The 23,098-nt window shown below is 40.2% G+C and carries 19 protein-coding genes and 1 pseudogene; 5 read left to right on the top strand and 15 right to left on the bottom strand.

All coding sequences use genetic code 11. From position 1 onward, the window contains the following. Positions 1 to 82: 82 nt before the first annotated feature. On the bottom strand, positions 83 to 829 hold the full coding sequence (locus G0029_RS04690; RefSeq protein WP_180168141.1) for an IS5 family transposase: 747 nt from the start codon (positions 827 to 829) through the stop codon (positions 83 to 85). Positions 830 to 1,217: 388 nt separating this feature from the next. Here G0029_RS04690 and gltP point away from each other — a divergent pair, with 388 nt between their 5' ends. Next, entirely contained in the window at positions 1,218 to 2,513 is a 1,296-nt protein-coding gene (gene gltP, locus G0029_RS04685; protein WP_180107781.1) for a glutamate/aspartate:proton symporter GltP, read from the top strand. Positions 2,514 to 2,580: 67 nt separating this feature from the next. Here gltP and G0029_RS04680 read toward each other — a convergent pair whose 3' ends face one another. The 6 genes from G0029_RS04680 to G0029_RS04655 form a co-directional block, all read right to left on the bottom strand. Continuing rightward, positions 2,581 to 3,024 carry a DUF3887 domain-containing protein gene (locus tag G0029_RS04680; RefSeq protein ID WP_078192064.1) on the bottom strand — a complete coding sequence of 148 codons (444 nt, stop codon included), beginning with the start codon at positions 3,022 to 3,024 and terminating at the stop codon, positions 2,581 to 2,583. Positions 3,025 to 3,097: 73 nt separating this feature from the next. Next, positions 3,098 to 6,082 carry a DNA gyrase subunit A gene (gene gyrA / locus G0029_RS04675; RefSeq protein ID WP_180109778.1) on the bottom strand — a complete coding sequence of 995 codons (2,985 nt, stop codon included), beginning with the start codon at positions 6,080 to 6,082 and terminating at the stop codon, positions 3,098 to 3,100. Positions 6,083 to 6,372: 290 nt separating this feature from the next. Then, positions 6,373 to 6,816 (bottom strand): hypothetical protein, encoded by a 444-nt coding sequence (locus G0029_RS04670; protein WP_227591863.1) that lies wholly within the window; start codon positions 6,814 to 6,816, stop codon positions 6,373 to 6,375. Between the two features lie 653 nt (positions 6,817 to 7,469). Beyond that, a complete protein-coding gene (locus tag G0029_RS04665; RefSeq protein WP_180109777.1) occupies positions 7,470 to 8,402 on the bottom strand; it encodes an FAD-binding protein in 933 nt (310 codons plus the stop codon). An 18-nt stretch (positions 8,403 to 8,420) separates the two neighbouring features. Then, a complete protein-coding gene (locus tag G0029_RS04660) occupies positions 8,421 to 9,173 on the bottom strand; it encodes an electron transfer flavoprotein subunit beta/FixA family protein (protein ID WP_078192067.1) in 753 nt (250 codons plus the stop codon). 526 nt (positions 9,174 to 9,699) lie between these two features. Next, entirely contained in the window at positions 9,700 to 10,305 is a 606-nt protein-coding gene (locus tag G0029_RS04655) for a LysE family translocator (RefSeq protein WP_168378266.1), read from the bottom strand. Between the two features lie 113 nt (positions 10,306 to 10,418). Between G0029_RS04655 and G0029_RS04650 the strand changes: the two genes are divergently transcribed. After that, positions 10,419 to 10,913 carry an Lrp/AsnC family transcriptional regulator gene (locus tag G0029_RS04650; protein ID WP_078190405.1) on the top strand — a complete coding sequence of 165 codons (495 nt, stop codon included), beginning with the start codon at positions 10,419 to 10,421 and terminating at the stop codon, positions 10,911 to 10,913. Between the two features lie 500 nt (positions 10,914 to 11,413). On the opposite strand, the gene G0029_RS04645 is transcribed toward G0029_RS04650, so the two are convergent. From G0029_RS04645 to G0029_RS04615, 7 genes are all read right to left on the bottom strand, one after another. After that, complete coding sequence (locus G0029_RS04645; RefSeq protein WP_218948070.1) at positions 11,414 to 11,785, bottom strand: hypothetical protein; 372 nt, start codon at positions 11,783 to 11,785, stop codon at positions 11,414 to 11,416. Between the two features lie 279 nt (positions 11,786 to 12,064). Next, a complete protein-coding gene (locus tag G0029_RS04640) occupies positions 12,065 to 12,982 on the bottom strand; it encodes a tyrosine recombinase XerC (protein ID WP_180049082.1) in 918 nt (305 codons plus the stop codon). 77 nt (positions 12,983 to 13,059) lie between these two features. After that, positions 13,060 to 13,893: an enhanced serine sensitivity protein SseB C-terminal domain-containing protein gene (locus tag G0029_RS04635; RefSeq protein ID WP_180065025.1), complete on the bottom strand. Its 834-nt coding sequence runs from the start codon at positions 13,891 to 13,893 to the stop codon at positions 13,060 to 13,062. An 84-nt stretch (positions 13,894 to 13,977) separates the two neighbouring features. Continuing rightward, positions 13,978 to 14,823 (bottom strand): diaminopimelate epimerase, encoded by an 846-nt coding sequence (gene dapF, locus G0029_RS04630; RefSeq protein WP_111883917.1) that lies wholly within the window; start codon positions 14,821 to 14,823, stop codon positions 13,978 to 13,980. A gap of 13 nt (positions 14,824 to 14,836) precedes the next feature. Continuing rightward, the gene (gene lysA, locus G0029_RS04625) at positions 14,837 to 16,081 is read right to left on the bottom strand and encodes a diaminopimelate decarboxylase (protein WP_180056051.1); all 1,245 of its coding nucleotides are present in this window, start codon (positions 16,079 to 16,081) and stop codon (positions 14,837 to 14,839) included. Between the two features lie 24 nt (positions 16,082 to 16,105). Continuing rightward, positions 16,106 to 16,315: an LPS translocon maturation chaperone LptM gene (lptM, locus tag G0029_RS04620; RefSeq protein ID WP_372491094.1), complete on the bottom strand. Its 210-nt coding sequence runs from the start codon at positions 16,313 to 16,315 to the stop codon at positions 16,106 to 16,108. Between the two features lie 344 nt (positions 16,316 to 16,659). Continuing rightward, positions 16,660 to 18,063, bottom strand: a complete 1,404-nt coding sequence (locus tag G0029_RS04615) for an amino acid permease (protein WP_180107777.1) — start codon at positions 18,061 to 18,063, stop codon at positions 16,660 to 16,662. Between the two features lie 332 nt (positions 18,064 to 18,395). On the opposite strand from G0029_RS04615, the gene G0029_RS04610 reads away from it, so the two are divergent. Continuing rightward, the gene (locus G0029_RS04610) at positions 18,396 to 19,757 is read left to right on the top strand and encodes an alanine/glycine:cation symporter family protein (protein ID WP_078192076.1); all 1,362 of its coding nucleotides are present in this window, start codon (positions 18,396 to 18,398) and stop codon (positions 19,755 to 19,757) included. Between the two features lie 240 nt (positions 19,758 to 19,997). Here the strand turns inward: G0029_RS04610 and G0029_RS04605 are convergent. Then, positions 19,998 to 20,354: pseudogene (locus G0029_RS04605) on the bottom strand (hypothetical protein); the annotation flags it as partial. A gap of 187 nt (positions 20,355 to 20,541) precedes the next feature. Here G0029_RS04605 and radA point away from each other — a divergent pair. Together radA and G0029_RS04595 are read left to right on the top strand one after the other, a co-directional pair. After that, positions 20,542 to 21,930, top strand: coding sequence for a DNA repair protein RadA (gene radA / locus G0029_RS04600; protein ID WP_180026689.1), 1,389 nt, complete (start codon positions 20,542 to 20,544; stop codon positions 21,928 to 21,930). A gap of 123 nt (positions 21,931 to 22,053) precedes the next feature. Further along, positions 22,054 to 23,055, top strand: a complete 1,002-nt coding sequence (locus G0029_RS04595) for a Tim44 domain-containing protein (protein WP_078192078.1) — start codon at positions 22,054 to 22,056, stop codon at positions 23,053 to 23,055. Positions 23,056 to 23,098: the final 43 nt, after the last annotated feature.

Raw genomic sequence — 23,098 nt, 5'->3', positions numbered from 1 at the left:
GTATAAAGCAAACTTCTATACAAAAATGAAAAATACAGGCTCACAATTAGGGTGTGTTGACATTTACAGCCGATAAATTGAGCTAAAGAGGCAACCATATAAATATACAAGCTAAAGCAACAGCGCTTTGATAGTTACGTTTTAGCTTATCGTATCTTGTGGCAATTCCTCTAAATTGTTTTAATCTACAAAACGCATTTTCAACTAAATGTCTGATTTTATACATATACCAGTCCATATCATCATTGCTAGATTTGGCATTTGATCTTCGAGGAATGTTTGCTTTCGTATTACTTTCTCTAATTTTCTTTTTGAAACTTTCTGAATCATAGCCTTTATCTGCACATAGCATTTCTGACTCTGTTAAATCTAATTTTGATACAAGATCAGGTGCAACCTTAATATCATGTGAAGTTCCATCTGAAATAATAAATTCAATAGGATTACCATTTGAATCGATTGCTAAATGTATTTTTGAACTATTACCACCAATACTTTTGGAAATACTTTGATTCTTAATACCGGCTGAATGTTGATGCGCTCGTACATGGCTCCCATCGATAAAAATCCACTCTTTATCAGCATGCTGGCTGAATAATTTAAAAATATTCATAAACTTACTATTTTTAGACCATCGATTATATTTCTTAAAAATAGAATTTGATTTACCAAACTCTTGAGGTAAATCACGCCAAGGACAGCCTGTTCTAATTCGAAATAAAATCGCTTCAATAAAATTCCGTAAATTTAATTTGAGATAAATATTAAAGTGACGGAAAATAGCAAGTAACTTGGACCAGTGTTGATCATTTAGCATTGTTCGAGGCATAGCGAGTGTAAAATTGGGTTTGGCGATTTAATTTTACTATCTCGCTATTTTTTTAATCAACAAATGTCAACAGACCCTAGTTTCTCGATCTTTCTAGGCAAATCAGAGATTTTGTGAAGTGTTCATTAATAACTCAATTTTATTCGTTCTATAAATTAAACTTAATAATCAAATCGCTTATACAACTAAAAATGATAATTTATCGATCAAACAGTTTGGTTTTGATCAAAATCGTTGGCTGTATTCTCATATAAACTGCAAAATATTATCGTATTTATCTCCCAAATTATTCAGAACTTTTTGTCATGGCGGATTCAGTCTGTCTGCAACATTTGTTCGTGGATGACTGTGGGCTTTTTTCTCCCAAATCTGACATAAGAGCTGATGTATGAAAAAGATTAAGGTGAGCCTTGCCTGGCAAATCGTGATTGCTCTCATTCTAGGTATACTTGTTGGTGCTTTCCTACACTATTCTCCTGAATATCGTGATGCTTTAGTTAATAACTTTTTGACTCCTTTGGGCTCAATTTTTATTAACCTCATTAAGATGATCGTTATTCCGCTTGTTGTGTCGATGCTTATTTTAGGTATTGCCAATACAAGTCACGGTAGTAACTTAGGTAAACTTGGTTTCAAAACAATTATTTATTTTGAAATCATTACCACCGTTGCTATTTTAGTCGGTTTAGTTGCAGCCAACGTATTCCAACCTGGTGCCGGCATTGATATGTCTGCATTGACGCAAGTCGATATTTCAAAGTATCAAGAAACAACACATGAAGTCAGTGAACATTCTCATGGTTTGATTCAAACAATACTTTCACTTATTCCATCTAACTTTTTTGCAGCTTTGACGAGTGGTCAAATGCTCCCAATCATCTTTTTCTCTGTGATGTTTGGTGTAGGTTTAGGTGCGCTTGATCAGGAAGTAAAACAACCTTTAATTAAAGTGTTGACCGCTGTTTCTGAAACGATGTTTAAAGTTACGCACATGATCATGATGTTTGCACCTATTGGTGTATTCGGCTTGATTGCAGCGACTGTTGCGAATTTCGGCTTCAGCTCTCTTGTGCCACTGCTTAAGCTCGCAGTTTTAGTTTATGGTGCAATATTCTTCTTTATTTTCATTGTATTAGGTTCAGTTGCTAAATTCTGTGGCTTCAGTGTTTGGGCCATTATCAAGATCTTAAAAGATGAATTGATTCTCGCATATTCAACTGCAAGTTCTGAAACCGTCCTCCCCCGTATTATGGAAAAAATGGAAGCTTATGGTGCTCCGAAACCGATTACCAGTTTCGTGATTCCAATTGGCTATTCATTTAACCTCGATGGTTCGACCCTATATCAAAGTATTGCAGCTATCTTTATTGCTCAGCTTTACGGGATTGATCTGACAATCACCCAACAAGTGATTCTGGTCCTGACTTTGATGATTACCTCTAAAGGGATTGCAGGTGTACCTGGCGTTTCTTTCGTGGTCTTGCTGGCGACTCTCGGTAGTGTCGGTATTCCACTTGAAGGTCTGGCATTCATTGCAGGTATTGACCGTATTTTAGATATGGCACGTACTGTACTGAATGTGATTGGTAACGCGCTTGCGGTACTGGTGATCAGTAAATGGGAAGGCCAATTTGATACTGAAAAACAAAAAAATTATGCCTCTAATCTAAAAGATGCCGCTTAATTTGATGACATAAAAAAGGACGCTTAGGCGTCCTTTTTTACAGCTTTGTTTTATTTTTTACCTAATTTTATTTATTTTTTTCGCCAAAAACTGAAATATTAAAATCTCGAATTTTGTTACTTCCTGCGGGTTTATCAAAACTTACATCATACTGTACAAGGTTTTTATTGGTATAACCGTACTCATAAGTAACTGTATATAAAGACGGCTTTTCAGTCGATTTTTCAATGTGCTTAGCCACTATATTTTTACGTGAGTAATCTTGTTTCGGAATACCTCGTGCAAATTTACGCAGCTCTTTTTCATTCTGTTCAAACTTCGCTTTGAGTTCTGGTTCAAAGTAGGTATACAACTTTTCAAAATTGCCTTCACGTAATTGATCATAGGCAGCTTGGGCAACTTCAGTCTGTTCAGCACTTGGGTCTGGGATTGCATTTAAGGCTTTTTGACCAATTTGGTCACAGCCGCCAAGCCCAATAAGTGAAGCCATTGCAAAATATTTTAATTTCATATTGTACTCATCAATCTAAAATTATCTGTCTATAAAAAAGGACGCCGTAGCGCCCTCTTTTCTCAATCTTCAATTAGTCTTCTTCAGGCTCATTGAGATCTGATTCATTGTCATTTTGATCAATAATCGTTGAGTCATCTACAAGTTGCTCAGTTTCGATTGCTTCCACTTCTTCAAAAGTTTCGTCTTCTTCAACTGCTTCGATCGCCACAACACCGACTAAGATTTCGCTTTCACCTAAACGGATCAAACGAACACCTTGAGCATTACGACCTGTTTGTGCCACTTCAGATGCGCGTGTACGAACCAGCGTACCACCATCTGAAATTAACATTAGCTCTTTAGACGCATCAATGGCTACCGCACCAACAAGTTCACCGTTACGTTCAGATGTTTTGATTGCAATAACACCTTTACCGCCACGTTTCTTGGTTGGGAAGTCATCTACTGGTGTACGCTTACCATAACCATTAGCTGAAGCACAAAGTACTTCACCGGTTTCAGGAACAACCACCAATGACACAATACGGCTAATGAGAGCTGAATCAGAGTTATCTTCATCATCAGACTCGACATCCGCATCCTCAGCATCTTCAGCTTGAGCAGCCGCACCAATGGTCACGCGCATACCACGAACACCTTTGGCAGAACGACCCATTGATCGCACGTCAGTTTCGGCAAAACGAATGGCTTTACCTTCGTTTGAGAACAACATGATTTGTTGTTCGCCGTCGGTAATGGCGACACCGATTAAGGTGTCATCACCATTGAGTTCAATCGCTCGTAGACCGTTAGAACGAACATTCGAGAATTGTTCTAGTTCAACACGTTTAATCGTACCGTATTCAGTCGCCATGAATACATAGAAGTTTTTACGAACGGCTTCTGCTTGCTGTGCAAAGTCATTGATGATTTCATCATCAAGATCAGTGGTAGAAAGCTCTAAGCCCAACTGTTTCAATTGAACACGTAATGCATCAGACAAGTCATCTGCACCGTCTTCAGTCTCAGCAAGTGCAGCTTCTAAACCAGCAAAATGACTATTAATCACTTCATTGGTTTGTAGCTGTGCACTATTGGCTTTTACAAATGCTTTAAAGTCAGCCAAGCGTTCTTTAAATTTCTTCGGCGCATCAACCACAGGTAAAATAGCGGTGATGGTTTCGTTTTCATCCAATGGCAATAAGTTCACCATCGGACGACCTTTCGCACCACGAGATGCTTGAGGTACTTCATACACTTTCAAACGATAAACTTTACCCACATTGGTAAAGCAAAGCACTGTTGCGTGGTTTGAAGTCACGATCAAATGCTGGATGTAATCGTCTTCTTTCATTGAAGTTGCAGACTTACCACGTCCACCACGACGCTGTGCAGCGTAGTCTGACAATGGTTGAGTTTTTGCATAGCCTGATTTAGAAACAGTTAGTACCATTTGCTCTTCAGGGATTAAATCTTCACGAGAGAAGTCGATACGTGATTCCACGATATCGGTACGACGTGCATCGCCATATTGTTGAAGGATTAAAGCCAATTCTTCTTTAATTACATTCATCAATAAGTTGAAATCGTTCAAAATTGCAGTGTATTCAGCAATTTGACCTAGAATTTCTGTATATTCAGCTTGTAACTTGTCTTGTTCTAGACCAGTTAAGCGATGTAAACGAAGTTCTAAGATCGCACCTACTTGGGTTGGAGACAGACGATAAATATCACCTGTTAAACCAAATGGACGTGCTGGATCTTCGCCTTCAATTTCATCTGGTCGGACAGATACCGCACCCGCTTTTTCAAGCAATGCAACAACACCACCGCCTGCCCACTCGCCCGCTTGTAAACGTTCGCGTGCTTCGCTTGGGTTTGCAGATGTTTTGATGGTTTCAATGATCGCATCGATGTTTGCAAGTGCAACCGTCAAACCTTCTAAGATATGTCCACGTTCACGTGCTTTACGCAATTCGAACATGGTACGGCGTGTAACCACTTCCTGACGGTGACGGATAAACGCTGCAATAATATCTTTCAAGTTCATTAACTTAGGCTGACCATTATCGAGGCAGACCATGTTAATGCTGAATGAATTTTCTAATTGGGTATTTTGGAATAGGTTATTTACAATCACTTCAGCGTTTTCACCACGCTTCAAGTCAATTGCAATACGCATCCCTTCTTTATCTGATTCATCACGAAGTTCAGAAATACCTTCAAGTTTTTTCTCTTTGACCAACTCAGCAATACGTTCAATGGTTTTTGCTTTGTTAACTTGATAAGGAATTTCAGTGAAGACAATCGTGCTACGGCCCGATTTTTGGTCTTCTTCAATGTGATATTTACCACGGATATGCAAACGGCCTTTACCAGTACGGTACGCATCGACAATGCCAGATTTACCGTAAATGATACCGCCTGTAGGGAAGTCTGGACCAGAAATGTGTTCCATTAATCCTTCAATGCTGATGTGCGGATCGTTGGCATAAGCAAGACATGCATTAATGACTTCTGTCATGTTATGCGGAGCCATATTGGTTGCCATACCTACAGCAATACCAGCTACACCGTTAATCAACAAGTTAGGCACACGTGTTGGCATGACTTGTGGAATACGTTCAGAACCGTCGTAGTTGTCTTCCCACTCTACGGTATCTTTCTCAAGATCCGCTAAAAGTTCGTGGGTTAATTTACGCATACGAACTTCGGTATAACGCATTGCTGCTGCACTGTCACCATCGACAGAACCGAAGTTACCCTGACCATCAACCAATTGATAGCGTAAGCTGAAATCTTGAGCCATACGAACAATGGTTTCGTATACAGCTAAGTCACCATGTGGGTGATATTTACCGATGACGTCACCGACTACACGGGCAGACTTTTTGTAAGCTTTGTTGTAGTCATTGCCCAATTCGTGCATTGCAAAAAGCACACGACGGTGAACAGGTTTGAGACCATCTCGGACATCTGGCAACGCACGTGACACAATCACGCTCATTGCATAATCGAGATATGAGCTCTTCAGTTCATCCTCAATGGCAATCGGTCTAATTTCCGATACGCTCATGCATACTCCTTGTTATACAAGCAGAATTCTGCCCGCATTTATATATCGTAAATCTGTAAAAATTAGTTCAAAAAATACTGAACCAATATCAAAAATCAAGTCGGACAGTATAGCATAAAAACCCTGATTTTTGTGCCAATCATCTTGCACTAGAACCATGATTTTTTGTATTTATTTTAAGCATTTTGATTTTATTTGCTGTGAAAAAAACCTCTACGAATAGAGGTTGTTTAATGTTCAAAAAAATTCTTTTTGAAGCTTCAAATTTAGAAGCATAAATGTGATAAAAATCACTCTTTATGATATTGCATGATCTCTAATTCTTGAGGCACATGATCCTGCTGCATCCATGGGTATGCTGTTAAAAACAAACCTAAAATAAGCGGAAACTCATAAACTTCTTCGATGAAATCTTTATAAGCCAAATCGTACAAAAATAAAAAACTAAGACTTCGACTATGCTCAACTGCATCAGAAATAAGTAAGCCCAATATCACCAAGCCCAATGGCCAAATTGGTAAAGCCAAGGTTTTTAGCTTACGTGCAATTTCTTGACGTAAATACGGCGAAAACAGCATAAAGACGACAGGTGCAATCATGAATACCGAAATTAAACGAAAATACGGTTTAGGCACATCTGGGAAATAATCACGCCCCCAGCTAATGCTACGACCAAATAGCAACCACCACCACGCAACAGCCCACAACCAAAATTGTTTCTTTCCATCTTGCATTTCAAGTGGTCGAATATAAAAAAAAGTAAAAATCGCAAAAAAAAAAGCAATAACAATGCTTGGACCGATTCAACTGCTGTAACAGTCATTCCATCAAATAAAGGAAAAGAGATACTTTGTAAAACAGGAAAAAGTAAACAGCAGATCATCAGCACCAATACACTGACTGGTAACTGAAAATCAAATTTCAAAGGGAGACTCCGCCTAAAGGGCAAGTTCAATAAAAAAGCAATTTTAACACAAAATATACAATCCTTTAAGCTTGCTTTAAGTTTAAGATTCAAGCTTGAAGAATAGGTCTTGATTATTTTATTTTAAATCTTTGTATTTTTTATAATTTATTAATTTCCATCCTATTACCAAGCGATTGCTCCTGCTTACTTACCATTTAAGTTTCAACATACGTTTAGCTTATGCAACAGTCGTGTCTAAGACTGATAATAAGAAAATACCTCGGATGAATTTTGAAGTACTAAATTAAGAATCCACCACTCTCATAAATATGAAAAATAAAAGTGCAATTCATATTTATGTACATTCACATATGGTTTATCAATTAAGCATGATCAAGAAGATCTACCAGACTATTCATTCCGCAATAAAAAACGCCCCTAAACCATAAGCTTAGGAGCGTTTTGAACTGCGTTCAGAAATTAGATTTTAGATACTAATTCTGGAACTACAGTGTTCAAGTCACCCACTAACCAGTAGTCAGCTACTGAGTTAATTGGCGCTTCTTCGTCTTTGTTGATCGCAACGATCACTTTAGATTCCTTCATACCTGCCAAGTGCTGAATCGCACCTGAAATACCTACAGCGATGTACAAGTCAGGAGCAACGATTTTACCTGTTTGACCCACTTGCATATCGTTTGGTACGAAACCAGCATCAACAGCAGCACGAGATGCGCCTTGCGCAGCACCAAGCTTGTCCGCTAATGGATCAAGAACAGTGTGATAGTTTTCACCTGAACCAACACCACGACCGCCTGAAACAACAATACGCGCAGCAGTTAATTCTGGACGTTCAGATTTCACGATTTCTTCAGAAACGAACTTAGAAATACCAGCATCACCAGTAGATGCAACAGCTTCAACTGCAGCAGAGCCGCCTTCGCTTGCAACAGCATCAAATGCAGTACCACGAACAGTCGCAACTACAACAGACTCTCCAGACTCTACAGTTGCAATCGCGTTGCCTGCATAGATTGGACGTTTGAAAGTTTTAGGACCTTCAACAGCAATGATGTCAGTGATCATGCTTACGTCAAGTAGCGCAGCAGCACGTGGAAGTACGTTTTTGCCCGTTGTCGTAGAAGCAGCAAGGATGTGAGTGTAACCCGCACCTATAGAAGCAACTAATTTAGCAACGTTTTCAGCCAATTGATTAGCATAAGCAGCGTCGTCAGCAAGCAATACTTTGCTTACACCCGCAACTTTAGCTGCTTGGTCTACAACTGCTTGAGCGCCTGAACCAGCTACTAATACAGTGATATCACCACCGATTTTTTGCGCTGCAGCAACAACGTTAAGAGTTGCACCATTTAGTGCTTTGTTGTCGTGCTCAGCGATAACTAAAATACTCATGATTTTTATCCTTCTGTATTAGATCACTTTCGCTTCGTTTTTCAATTTATCTACAAGCTCGTCTACAGACTTCACTTGTACGCCCGCTTTACGTTCTGCAGGAGCTTCAACTTTAACAGTTTTAAGCTTAGTTGCAGGTGAAACGCCATAATCAGCAGGTGACTTAGTATCAAGCGGCTTTTTACGCGCTTTCATAATGTTTGGAAGAGCAGCATAACGTGGCTCATTCAAACGTAAGTCAGTTGTAATAATTGCTGGAAGTGCAAGTTCAACAGTTTGTAAACCACCATCGATTTCACGAGTCACTTGTACTTTATCGCCTTCAACTTTCACTTCAGAAGCGAAAGTACCTTGGCCAGCACCTAAAAGCGCGCCAAGCATCTGACCAACTTGGTTAGAGTCGTCATCAATTGCTTGTTTACCAAGAAGGATTAATTGAGGTTGTTCAGCGTCTACAACACCTTTTAGGATTTTTGCAACTTCAAGTGCACCTAACTGGCTGTCGTCAGCTTCAACAAGGATACCTCGGTCTGCACCAAGCGCCATAGAAGAACGGATTTGTTCTTGAGCTTCTTTAGGACCAATAGAAACAACAACGATTTCTGAAACAGTTCCTTTTTCTTTTAAACGAACCGCTTCTTCCACTGCGATTTCACAGAATGGGTTAATTGACATTTTAACGTTCGTTAAGTCAACACCACTGTTGTCCGGCTTAACGCGAACTTTAACGTTGGCATCAACCACACGTTTTACAGCAACAAGAGCCTTCATGTAATCCTCGGCTGTTTTAGCAAATGTAAATGTTGAGAAAAGTTATATTAACTCTTCACTTTAAATTTTTTAGGTGCCCTATCTTGCAATGTGTACGGCATTTCGGTCAAGTCACAATTATCGAAAGACCTGTAAAAAAGCGTAATTTCCTTGAACTTATCGTTCACATTTTTTAAAGAATGCTTCAGTTATCCAAAAAAACGCATTATTCAGTTATTTTTTAAGCATTGATTTTTATTATTTTTTTACTTGATTTAGCTCATCAAAAGATCTGATTTAATATCAATTTTCGATCAATCTTTCTGAAATAGAGCTTTCCATCTACACATTCGGCAACATATCTAAACTTGTCATTTAAGATAGAAGCATAATGAATTTAGCGCTAATTTCACTTTTCCGAAGCTAATTGGTGGGTTTTTCTCTCTTTCTTGTTCTTAATATGTGTCGATATTCAGCACATATAAAAAACCTCCGCTTTCACGAAGGTTTTAGTTAAGGCATTTATTTCTATTTACATTTGCTGTTTTTAATTGGCAATTAACCATGTCGCAGCAAGAGCCAACAAACCACCTGATGTACCATCAACCCACTTTTGTTTGCGTTCATCAATTTCAGTTTTTTGTGTAATACGTGCAAAGACCACACTTAAACTACAATACACCACAAAAATCAGCCCAATAAAAATGAAGGACAAAATCAAACCTTGACTCACGGTATTCGCTGATTTATCGATAAATTGCGGCAAAATTGCAAAATATATCAACATTCCTTTCGGGTTCAGTAAAGCCGTAAAAAAGCCTTTTTTAATCGGGTTGGACGCTGACTTTTTCTCAATACTTAATTTTTTACTGCTAAATACTGAACGCAGCAAATGCGTTGCCAAATATAAAAGATAAGCAATCCCCAACCAGCGGATTGTTTCAAACAGTAGTGGAAATGACACGATAATCGCAGCAATACCCAATGCCACTAAAATCGAGTGAACCAAATAACCTGAGCACACCCCCACTGTTGCCATCATGCCTGCTTTTGCATCCTTACCCATCACTTGTGACAGGATAAAAAGCATATCGGGTCCTGGTGTGAAAATAAGGGGAATTACCGTTAAGGCAAACAAAGCAAATACAGACATTTCAATTTTCCCTTTCTATGTCCTGAAAGTGAAATTAGTATGTTTGAATCGCTTTAAAATAGGATATCAAATATTCTATAATAGATATTATTTTTAGAATTATATTCTATTTTATGAAGACATCTTCTAAGTCAATTCTAGTTAAACTAGATCGTATTGATAAAAATATCATTCGCGCACTTCAAAATAATGGCCGCATGCAAAATAATGACTTAGCCAAGGAAATTGGACTCTCGCCTTCTTCTTGTTTACGTCGGGTCAAATTACTCGAAGAAGCAGGTGTGATTCAGAATTACACCACCGTGGTCGATCCACAAAAGATTGGCTTTCAATTGATTTTATTCTCTCGTATTTGGTTGACTGGGCAAGATGCTGAAACCATCGATACTTTTATCGAAGCGATGAAAGAACTTCCTCAAGTCATGGAGTGCTACATTATTTTGGGTGAGTGCGATGCAATGCTCAAAGTAGTGGTGCCTGACCTAGAAAGTTACCGCAAATTTCAGTCTACGCACTTAACCAAGAAAAATGGCATCACCAGTGTAAAGACTGATTTACCAAGCCAAATCATCAAACAAAGCTTCCAGTTACCGCTAGAAGATTTATAAACAGAAATTGGTCTGCCAAGGAACAACTCAAGCATCAGAAACGACGAGGCTGATACTACAAGCTTGGCAATGTAGTAACGCAGTTATTCACAGCCTCGAATGCAAATACCTAGCTATGCGGTATTTACTTATATTTTAAGCAAAGAAAAATAATGATTTGCGGCAAATGAACGAACACAATCTAAGGAACCTTTGAGATTAATTTCTTAAACAAGAATACGACTGATTGGATTTACAGGCTCTCGCTATCAAAACTGAGCGAATTGATTACTGAACAGCAAAATGGGTTTACATTTAGAGATTTTGTTTAGCATCATAAGTTTTGCAAAGACGTCCACTAGCTTATCTCAAATGTTCATTTGAAAGCTTAAAACTAAACGAGGTAGACACTTTAACGCTCTGCTCATAAGCATCACAACATGTCATGGTGCGGGTGATATAAGGGCTAAACATCCAAAACCAATGAAGATAGCCCATGAGTTGTTTATTTGACCAATGGTTTAGGCTGGCTGTTTTTCCAAAAAGTCACGATGGATGTGGCTTAGGTCAATAAGTTCATACTTTGCCAAATCAAAAATACGCCAAATGGTGAGGGCATCTTCTTTACTGTCAAATTTAGCAGTTGCTTTATTGGTAAGCTGCCATTGTTTATCCGAAATCCAAATAAAGTATTGGCCCGTCGCCGCATTAAACGCCTGAACTTTACCATCGGCATTAATCCCTTGTAGCTGCGCACCTTCAGGCAATACAGCTTCTACTTCAGGCAAACTGATTTCAACAAAGTGTTTGATCTGGCGTAAGCCGTATCCTGCAAAAATTTCTTTTTGCTGACCATTTAACTGGTCATATTTTTCTTGAATATCTGAAATCATGGTATGGCCTATATATTTTTAACGGTACAGCAATTTAGTAAATGGCGAATTTCACTTCAGCACTTACGTCAATTCAATAATGGACAATTTTTATACCCGATAATTTGAATTTTTATAATGCGACAATAGTTCAAAATGTCGGTCAATTTTACCAATATTTTTTCACATCCTTATTTAATTTTCATGAAGTAGACCACTTTAGGATGCAAAATGTAAAATCTAGCCTATAAATTTAAGCAAAATTTAGACCACTGAGTACCAAAGTCGTTTTTGCAATTGTTACGAATCTTTATGCTGTGCCCTTGGATGGGCCTGATCATAAACTTGTGCCAATCGATCAAAATCCACATGGGTATAAATTTGTGTAGTGGTTAAATTACTATGCCCCAACATTTCTTGTACAGCACGCAAGTCACCGCTATTGGACAACATATGGCTAGCGAAGCAATGTCGTAATAAATGCGGATGTAAATCGACATTTACACCTGCACGTCGAGCTTGAAATTTAACTCGATTTTCTATTTGTCTTACCCCCAGTGGATTGCCTTTTTGAGTGATAAAAACTTGGGCTTCTGGGACAAAATCACCATGCCATGCAGGATATAATTGCAACCAATGCATCACAGCCTCTTTGGCTTTAGAACCAAAAGGTACAATGCGCGTTTTATTCCCTTTACCCGTAATACGTAACAGTTGGCGATTAAAATCAATATCTCGAATGGTTAAGCCCTGCACTTCAGCCAAACGTAAACCACTTGAATATAGCAGCTCCAAAATCGCTTTATCACGTATCCAAAGCTGCCGTTGAGTTTCACTTTCTGGCTCAGGCTGTTCCATGATTTGTTTAATGGTTTCAATATCGACCAATCCAGGTAAAGGACGTGATTGGCGTTTGAGCTGAAAATCATCTGCGGGGTTGAAACTAAGATAATCCCCTTGTTCTGCCCATTTCATAAATTGGCGTATCGAAGATAACATGCGCTGCAAACTACTTGGACTGAGCTGAAACTGTTCCACTTTATGAGCAACAAATTCACGCAGATCTGACTTTTCAACATCATGCAGTGGCAAGTTGCGTATTGTACAAAATTGGAGAAAATCACTGACATCACGCTCATACGCTTGCAAGGTATGTTTAGACTGATTTTGAATTTCACGTTCCTTCAACCACATAGCCAGTAGTTGACTCTGATCCATCGTCACCTGTCTTCTCCCATTTCAACATGTGCTTTAGCGTTGTGGTACGTTCTCTAAAGCGATCTTACATATCTGTTTTATGAAAAGAGTCTAGCAAAGAACCCCTTAGGCTTACCATCAACACGTTGGTAAAAAGCTTGCGTTTCATTAAGCAAATACCCTTCTACACCATCCGCACTGTGTGGATTGACATGGATCAGATCCACTGGGCATTGCTCTTTTAAACTATCCTGTGTGATACGACCAATTTTACTGTGCAATTCTTGAATTTGTTGTTCAGATAATCCTGCTTCTAAATCTAATCCGATCAACAAAGTCGGTGAATCATCTCGAGCTTGATTCAGCATTTGCGCTAAATAAGCAGCTTTTACCACACGCTCTGTGCCGAAAAAAATGCTTAATTGATCAATCATAAACTGCGGATATTCCGCCGGCTGACCAATTAAAACTTCCGTATCTTCCGTAACTTCATAGTTTTCTGAGGGCTGAATATACTGCCCGTTCAGCAAATGTTGAATTTCTTCTGGTACAAAGTCCTTCGTCGCATCAGGTGATTGTGGATTCAATACAAGCCTTGCCCCCATGGTCATTTCAAATAATGCCTTGGTTGGTAGCCGGATATACGACTCCTCTTCAGATATTGCCAACCGCATTTTTTCCAAGGACGTAAAAAATGGGATGACGCAATCATAAGTCTCATCTTCCCATGATTTCAATTGAACACTGTCACCTTCATCCAAGATCAAATCTTCGGCAATACGTGAATCACGTCCCCCTGTTGTTCCCACACAATACACTTTGGCTGCCAATAACTGAGCTAAAAATTCTGGGCGATACGCGGGTTCATGTAAGGCTTTATGAAAAAGTTGCTCTAAGATTTCTTCTTTTATTTCTTCGTTTATTTGTTCCATGTTGATTCCAATCCCATTGAATTATAATTTTTTATTCACTTTTTATTTTGTGAAAAAAGCCCTGAATGAATCAGGGCTTGGAGTTTAACCTTGGAAGTAACTTAAGTCTAAGCGTCCTTCGTAAACTGTTGCGGTTGGTCCGGTCATCCAGACCACACCACCTTCTTGCCACTCAATTTGCAGCTTACCACCTGCCAACTCTATTTCGACCGAATTGGCTAATAAGCCACGACGCATACCTGATACTGCCGCTGCACAAGCACCTGTACCACAGGCCATCGTTTCACCGACACCACGTTCAAATACACGTAAGCGTGCATGTTTCTCATCCACAATTTGCATAAAGCCAGCATTTACTCGCTGTGGAAAACGCTCATGCGATTCGACTTGTGGACCAATTTTAGCAACGTCTGCGGTAATGACATCAGGAACGATCGTCACTGCATGCGGATTACCCATACTCACCACATCAATGGTGAGTTGTTCATTATTCGCCAATGCAATGTCGTATAAGTTTTCAGGCTCTTCCGCAATAAATGGAATTTCATGCGGCAAAAAGCGAGGATAACCCATGTTAACGCGCACCCAACCATTTGCACCTAATTCAGGCTCTACGATACCTGACTTGGTTTGTACTTTGATTTTGGTTTTGCTGGTCAACTTACGTTCATGCACAAAGCGCGCAAAACAACGTACGCCATTACCGCATTGTTCAACTTCAGAACCATCTGCATTAAAAATACGGTATTTAAAATCGACGTTGGGTAAATCTGGTGGTTCTACAATCAAAAGCTGATCAAAACCAATACCAAAATGACGGTCGGCCAAACGCTGAATCGTCACTGTATCTAAATAAGCCCGTTGGCTAATCAGATCGACCACCATAAAGTCATTGCCAAGGCCATGCATTTTGGTAAATTCTAATAACATCTCGAATTTCTCCTTAAGGCAATAAACGTTCACGTTCCCATAATGATTCGATGGTTTCACGCTCACGAATCAAATGAGACTGATCACCGTCAACCATTACTTCAGCAGCACGTCCGCGGCTGTTGTAGTTTGAGCTCATGACAAAACCATAAGCACCTGCACCCAATACTGCAAGCACGTCATTTTCTTGAATCGCCAACTGACGTTGCTTACCGAGGAAATCACCGGTTTCGCAAATCGCACCAACAACATCCCAGTCTTTCTTTTCTGTATCTGTACGAGGTGTTACTTCCTGAATATCCATCCATGCTTCATATAAAGCGGGACGTATTAAGTCATTCATTGCAGCATCAATAATCGCAAAATTACGATGATTGGTCGGTTTGAGTAAATCAACTTTGGTTAACAACACACCTGCATTTGCAGAAATACTACGCCCCGGTTCCATATACACCTTAAGGCCTAATTTCTCTAAAGCTGGACGCATTGCCTGAGCATATTCTTCAACGGTTGGCGGAACTTCGTCTTTGTACGTTACGCCTAAGCCACCACCGATATCGATATGTTTTAGATGAATACCCATCTCTTTCAGTTGATTGATCATCACAATGACACGATCAAGTGCATCAACAAAAGGCTGAGTTTCAGTCAACTGTGAGCCGATATGGCAATCAATCCCGATAATCTCAAGATTTGGCAACGAAGCCGCATACGCGTAAGTGTCAAAAACGCTGTCAGAAGGAATACCGAATTTGTTTTCTTTTAAACCCGTAGAGATATAAGGATGCGTTTTGGCATCCACATCTGGATTTACACGCAATGAAATCGGTGCTTTCTTACCCATTGCAGCAGCCACTTTTTGGATTCGATCAAGCTCTGCATGTGATTCAACGTTAAAACATGCAATACCCACGTCCAACGCTTTTTGGATATCGGCTTCAGTTTTACCTAAACCTGAGAATACAATTTTAGAAGCTTCACCACCGGCTTTTAATACACGTGCGAGTTCACCACCCGTCACAATATCAAAACCAGCGCCCTGCTTGGCAAGTACGTTTAACACCGCAAGATTAGAGTTTGACTTTACCGCAAAACAAATTTGATGGTCGATAAAGCTAAATGCACGATCCATATCTGAATAATGCTTTTCAAAAGTAGCTTTTGAATAAACATAAAGCGGTGTGCCATATTGCTGTGCAAGCTGTTGTAAAGAACATTGCTCTGCATGCAATACCCCATTCGTACGGGTGAAACTCATGAAAGTATCCTTTCTATAAAAGCATTAAGGTGTAGGGTTAGAATTTGAAGATTCCGATTCAGTTGCAACAGGAGCCGCTTGTTTTTCCTGCTTTTGCTGTGCAGGCGTATCTGGATAAATCAGATATTTTGCGCGCTTATCTGCATTTGCATCTGAAGGTAAATGCAATGCACCAGACTGACCACAAGCGGTCAGCAGCACAGCACTTGCTAATACAATAATTTTATAATTCATAAAACGATACATAAACGTACCTAATGAAAAGATTTTTCCGAGTATAACGTGATCAACCCGCGGATAAAAGAAAAGCCCTGTAATTCCAAGTGAGCTTTTTGCCATTCTGCACTAAATTTAAGCAAAATTTGATGGTGCTGTTTTCAAACCACATTTGTGTATTTTTCTATACCGATCAGGCTATTGATTTCACTGAAATAGCTTATCAATTTGAATGCTGTTTTATACTTCTATTAGCACTAATGAATACTGTGTATTAGTGTAAATTAAATCCATATTCAAATAAAAAAGCTGCCCCATCAGGAGCAGCTTTTTATGTTTTTACATCCGTTCAAAAATGTAAATTAATGGTGCTTTTTCTTATAAAAACCGAAATAACCAATAATCAAAATGATGAACCAAATTGGGCTCACCATGAGCGCTTTCATGGTATCTGCTTCTAATGACAAAACATAAATCATGCCGATGAAGAAGATAATCACAAGCCAGCAAGTATATAAGCCACCTGGTAATTTAAAGGTTGACTTCGCATGTAACTCAGGACGAGTTTTATAGTAAATGATATAGCTCCAGATAATCATGAGCCATACGCAGATAAATAAAATCGTAGACAGTGTGGTTGCTAAAGTGAAGGCTTCAACCGTGTTCGGTACGAAATACTGTAATGCAGCACCCAACAGTAAACAAACTGCCGAGAAATATAACGCATTTGCAGGAACTGCACGTGAGTTTAAACGACCGAACGCTTTTGGACCTTGCTCTTCACGAGATAAACCAAACAACATACGTGAAGTCGAGAACACACCACTATTCATCGATGACATAACTGATGACAACACAACCAAGTTCATAATAATCGCAGCAGCAGCAATACCGGCTTGGCTAAACAAGTTCACGAATGGTGAAATGCTTGGGTCAATGGCATTCCATGGCGTAACGGACATCACAATCACAAGTGCAAGCACATAGAAAATAATGATACGAATCGGAATCGAGTTTACAGCTTTAGGCAAGTTGTGTTCTGGATCTTTGGTTTCTGCTGCCGTAGTACCAACGAGTTCTACGCCGACAAAGGCAAAAATGGCGATCTGGAAACCTGCCAAGAAACCAGTTACTCCTGTTGGGAATAGACCACCATGTGACCATAAATGTGTGAATGATGCGATTTCACCTGTCGATGAGGTAAAACCGGTAAAGATCATCCAAAGACCGACACCAATAAGCACCACGATTGCAATAATCTTAATCAGTGCAAACCAGAACTCTAATTCACCAAAAAGTTTAACCGTAACAAGGTTTAAACCCATGATAAATACAATGGCGGCAACACTGATCATCACCCCTTCTTCGGGCGAGAACGGGTTACCTCCATTAAAGAATTGCAGGTAATAAATGATGGCCGATAAATCAGCAATCCCTATAGTGATCCAGCACAGCCAATAGGTCCAACCCACAAAATAGCCTGCCCACGGGCCGATTAAGTCGGTTGCAAAATCGATAAAAGATTTATATTCAAGATTTGATAGTAATAACTCGCCTAATGCACGCATGACGAGGAAAACCATAAAACCAATAATCATATAGATAATAAGGATGGACGGACCAGCTAAACTGATGGTCTTTCCTGACCCCATAAATAAACCTGTACCAATCGCACCACCAATCGCAATCAATTGCAGGTGTCGGTTGGACAAGCTTCGTTTCAAATCGCCGCTATCAGCGTGCGATCCATGAATTTCATTTGACATTATTTAATTCAACTTCGCGTTCCAATTGCGACAAATTAACGTAAAAATTTCAGAAAATACAAAATTATTTCTCATCATCTATATTTTCGGATTAAGTGACAAAGTTAATTTATTTTTCTTATATATAAAAATCTTAGCGCCAGCTCACATTTTAAAGCGACCAATAAAACAACAATTTACTTGTAATAACTTAAATTTTATGCAAAAAATATTTTACCAACGATAAAAATTTATGCCAAAAATCATGGAAGTTTCTAACAATGGCATATCAATTGCTACAGATATCAAAAATGTAGCATTCACTCACTCAGGGCCGATAAGAAGAAGATACTATGCAAGAAATTCAAAATATCATGGAAACACTCAGTGGATGGGTCTGGGGTCCATACATGTTGGTCCTCATTGTTGGAACAGGTGTATTCCTCACCTTCCGACTACTTTTCTGGCAATTTCGCATGTTGCCTTTCGCATTCAAACAAGTCTTTGGCAAGCATCCTAAAGCAAATCAACATGATGGCGATATTTCTCATTTCGCCTCACTTATGACCGCACTTTCTGCCACCATTGGTACAGGTAATATTGCCGGTGTAGCCACCGCTTGTGTGCTCGGTGGTCCGGGCGCAGTGTTTTGGATGTGGATAACCGCGCTCTTTGGTATGGCAACCAAATATGGTGAAGGTGTACTTGCTGTAAAGTTTCGTCATAAAAATGAAAATGGCGAAATGAACGGTGGTCCGATGTATTACATCGAACGTGGACTTGGGCCTAAGTGGAAATGGTTGGCAGTGGTATTTGCCCTATTTGGTACTTTGGCATCCTTTGGTATTGGTAGCTCAGTACAGTCCAACACTGTCGCGCTTGCTGTGCAAAACAGCTTAGGGATCAGCACACTCACCACTGCCATCGTCATCACCATATTCTCTGCCCTCGTTATTTTAGGCGGCATCAAATCCATTTCAAAAGCCTCTTCATTTATTGTTCCAATCATGGCGGTAGGTTATGTATTGGGTGGCTTAATCATTATTTTCACCAACCTTGAATTGGTGATCCCTGCACTAAAAATGATCTTTAGCTATGCATTTACGGGCGAAGCTGCTGCGGGTGGTGCGATTGGTGCTGCGATTCGTTATGGTGTGGCACGTGGTGTATTCTCTAATGAAGCAGGTATGGGCTCAGCACCTATTGCCGCTGCGGCTGCAAAAACTGACCACCCAGCACGTCAAGGTCTTGTCTCTATGACAGGTACGTTCTTAGACACCATCATTGTTTGCTCAATTACAGGTATCGTACTGGTGATGGGCTTCATCATGGCAGGACAAAGCTTTGGTGATCAAACGGGTGCAGTATTAACGATCAGTGTTTTTGACAAACTACTTCCGGGCTTCGGTGGTTGGGTCGTGACTTTCGGTATTATTTTCTTCGCTTATTCAACCATTCTGGGTTGGAGCTATTATGGTGAAAAATGCTGTACTTACCTGTTAGGTGAAAAATCAGTAATGATTTATCGCTTAATTTACATCGCATCAGTCTTTGTCGGCTGTGTCGTAACACTTGATCTCGTTTGGCTATTTGCCGATACCTTTAACGGTTTGATGGCTGCACCAAACTGTATTGCACTGTTATTGCTCTCAGGCATCATTGTAAAAGAATCGAAAGATTTTATTGAACGTCGTAAATCAGGTGAATTGTACTAATCCCCTGCTAAACAAAAAGCCACGTGAATTCACGTGGCTTTTTTATTCGGACTGAAAATCAATATTTACTTATTGAATCGTGCCAATTTGACCATCATCAAATTTGTCGTTTTTCGTCTTGCTTTCATTGGCCGCTTCATCTTTTGGATCTAATTCAGAATCTTCAATAAAGCCTTCACCAAATTGGTCACCAAACTCATTTTCAGCATATTCAGAATCTACAGCACTGGCTTCCATCAGATCAGCTTCGATTTCTAGGGCAATTTCCAAAGATAAAGAAAAGAACAATACCCCCTGAATTTTCATGTTCCCTTGTTCATCTTCAAGGTATTCACTGAGGGTTTTATATGCAGGGCTGCTTTCATCAAAAGGCACGTCAAGGTATAAATCACCTGTATAACTATCGATTAAAGACTCACCTTCTAGCCCCATACAAGGGAAATAGTCTATATTTTGCAGGTCAAACCAGTGCATAACATCATTACGCACCGTATTTTTTTCAGGATGTTGATGATCATATTCTTCAAAATGCACAAATAACACATCACGATTTTTTTCACGTGCGATGGCATCGATATGTCGTAATAGTTCAGTCATGTGGTGACCCATTTCAAAAAATATAATGCGCTATTATAAAGTGCTTACTATGTAAAAAAGTGCAGCTCTTGAAAATAAAACGACATCAATTGACCTTCATCAGTCATTTCATGCGATAAAAACTTGGTTTTTCGATGTATTCACCGCTATGCTGTGACTCAATTTGAGTTTGTGCACAGTAAATATTATGGCGAAAGCAAAAAGTGTCTATCGATGTGAACAATGTGGTGCTGATCATCCCAAATGGGCCGGTCAATGTACCGAATGTGGTGAATGGAATTCATTAGTCGAAGTCAGTATTGCTCCCGCCGTTACACACCGTGCACAGCCGAAAATGGGCGGTGGCTATGCAGGTCAAGCTGCTGCTGTGACTACCTTAAATCAAGTTTCCGTTTCGCATGAAACTCGAATGGCAACAGGTATTGGTGAATTTGACCGTGTGCTCGGTGGTGGACTGGTCACAGGTTCAGTTGTGCTGATTGGTGGTGACCCCGGCATTGGTAAATCCACTATTTTGCTACAAACCGCAACCTATATGGCGGCGAGTAAAAGTTCTGCCTTATATGTCACTGGTGAGGAATCTTTGTCTCAAGTGGCTCTACGTGCCCAGCGCCTAGATTTGCCGACCGATCAACTCAAAGTCATGGCAGAAACCTGTGTCGAGCGTATTTGTGAAGTTTTGGCACATGAACGCCCTGCCGTTGCCATTTTAGATTCGATCCAAACTCTATACACCGAGACACTCCAGTCTGCGCCGGGCGGTGTTTCCCAAATTCGTGAATCGGCTGCACTCCTGACCCGCTTTGCCAAAAATAGTGGCACAGCATTGTTTATTGTCGGTCACGTAACGAAAGAAGGTTCTTTGGCAGGCCCTCGCGTGCTTGAGCACATGGTCGATTGTGTTTTGTATTTTGAAGGTCAGTCTGACTCGCGCTTCCGTATGATTCGGGCGGTGAAAAACCGTTTTGGTGCGGTCAACGAGCTTGGTGTATTTGGCATGACTGATAAAGGTCTGCGCGAGGTATCAAACCCTTCCGCCATTTTCCTTAGTCGTTATGATGAAGCCATTCCGGGTTCCATTGTCATGATTAGCCGTGAAGGTACACGTCCACTTTTGGTTGAAGTTCAGGCTTTGGTAGATGATGCGCACGGACAACCTCGACGCGTGGCCTTAGGTTTAGAACAAAACCGTTTAAACATGCTTTTAGCCGTTATGCACCGTCATGGTGGCGTACAAACTGCAGGACAAGATGTTTATGTCAATGTCGTGGGTGGTTTAAAAATCACAGAAACAGGTTCTGACCTTGCGGTACTTTTAGCCTGCGCCTCTAGCTTAAGAGCTAAAGCCCTGCCACAGCATTTGGCAGTATTTGGTGAAGTCGGCCTTTCAGGCGAAATCCGCCCTGTACCCAATGGACAAGAACGGCTCAAAGAAGCCATTAAGCATGGTTTTAAAACTATTATTTTACCGCGTGGGAATGCACCGCAAAAACCTATTTCAGGTGTAGAGATTATTTCTGTCGCACGTTTACATGAGGCGTTGAGTCAGGCAATTACACTTACCGATGAGTCTTAGTCACGTTGAATCGTTTATTTTGAATGAATTTTCAATTTTTTACCGATGTTCTATTGAAATTCAGTACAAATGGCGGCATAACTAGATGGCTATTTTAATTTTATATAGATATAGGAAAATTTGATGGAAGTTCGACAGCGTGGTTTGATGACTGCTCTTTTAACAGCAGCCCTTTTGGTAGCGCCGATTGCAGAAGCGAAACGTGCCGGCGGTGGTAAAAGCCATGGTATGAGCCGTCAAGCTGCTCCAACTCAGTCTTATCAGCAACCTCGTCAATCTGCTCCTGTTCAACAGCCTGCAACTGCTGGCGCTCCAGCTAAATCTGGCTCGAATGTGGGCGGAATGGTTGCAGCTGGTGTGGCTGGTGCTGCAATTGGTGCAGTCGCTGCAAATGCGATGGCCGATGACAATAACGGTCAAGCAGCTTCTGAAGCGCAAGCTCAACAACAGGAAGAGAAAGGTGGTATTCCAGGCTGGATCTGGATTTTACTTGCCGCTGCTGTTGCCTTCTTCATTTTCCGTAAGATGGGCGCAAAAAAAAAACTAGCCGCTAACAATCCGTATGCGCCAAACAGCGGTGCAAACAATGCACCGTTTGGCCAGCAAAATGCTGCACCTCGTGCAGGTAATGACAATACGAATATTTTTGGTAATTCTGTAGGCGGTAATTCAGCAGCTTCAAATGCTCCATTTGGTGCAGCTGCAGCAACGAATGCGCCTTTTGGTGCCGCTTATACTAATAGCGGTAATCAATTGCCTGACGGTACAGAACCAGCAACATTCTTACGTGTTGCGCGTCAGCGTTTCAACCACATTCAATCGATGAATACGGCAAGCAACATTTCTGAAATTCAGCGTTACTTAACGCCTGACCTATACCAGTCTATGTATAACGACATTATGGCGAATAAAGATGAAGACGTTGCTGAGTTTTCTAACTTAAATGCTATGGTGGTCGATTCTGCTAACGAAAATGGTCAATACGTTGTAAGTGTGCGTTTTACAGGTACGGTAAGTGAAGACTTAAATAGCCTGCCACAGCCATTTGCTGAAGTATGGCATTTTGTTAAACCTGCGGGTTCTGATCAAGACTGGTTGGTTGCAGGCATTCAACAAGAGCAATAATGTAGACAATTAAGCATTCTTGCATTCTAAAATAGCGACTCCG

Source organism: Acinetobacter sp. YH12138, assembly GCF_015218525.1.
Lineage (GTDB): Bacteria > Pseudomonadota > Gammaproteobacteria > Pseudomonadales > Moraxellaceae > Acinetobacter > Acinetobacter amyesii.
Note: the sequence above shows the minus strand (reverse complement) of the source record. Positions and strands in the feature narration are given on the sequence as shown.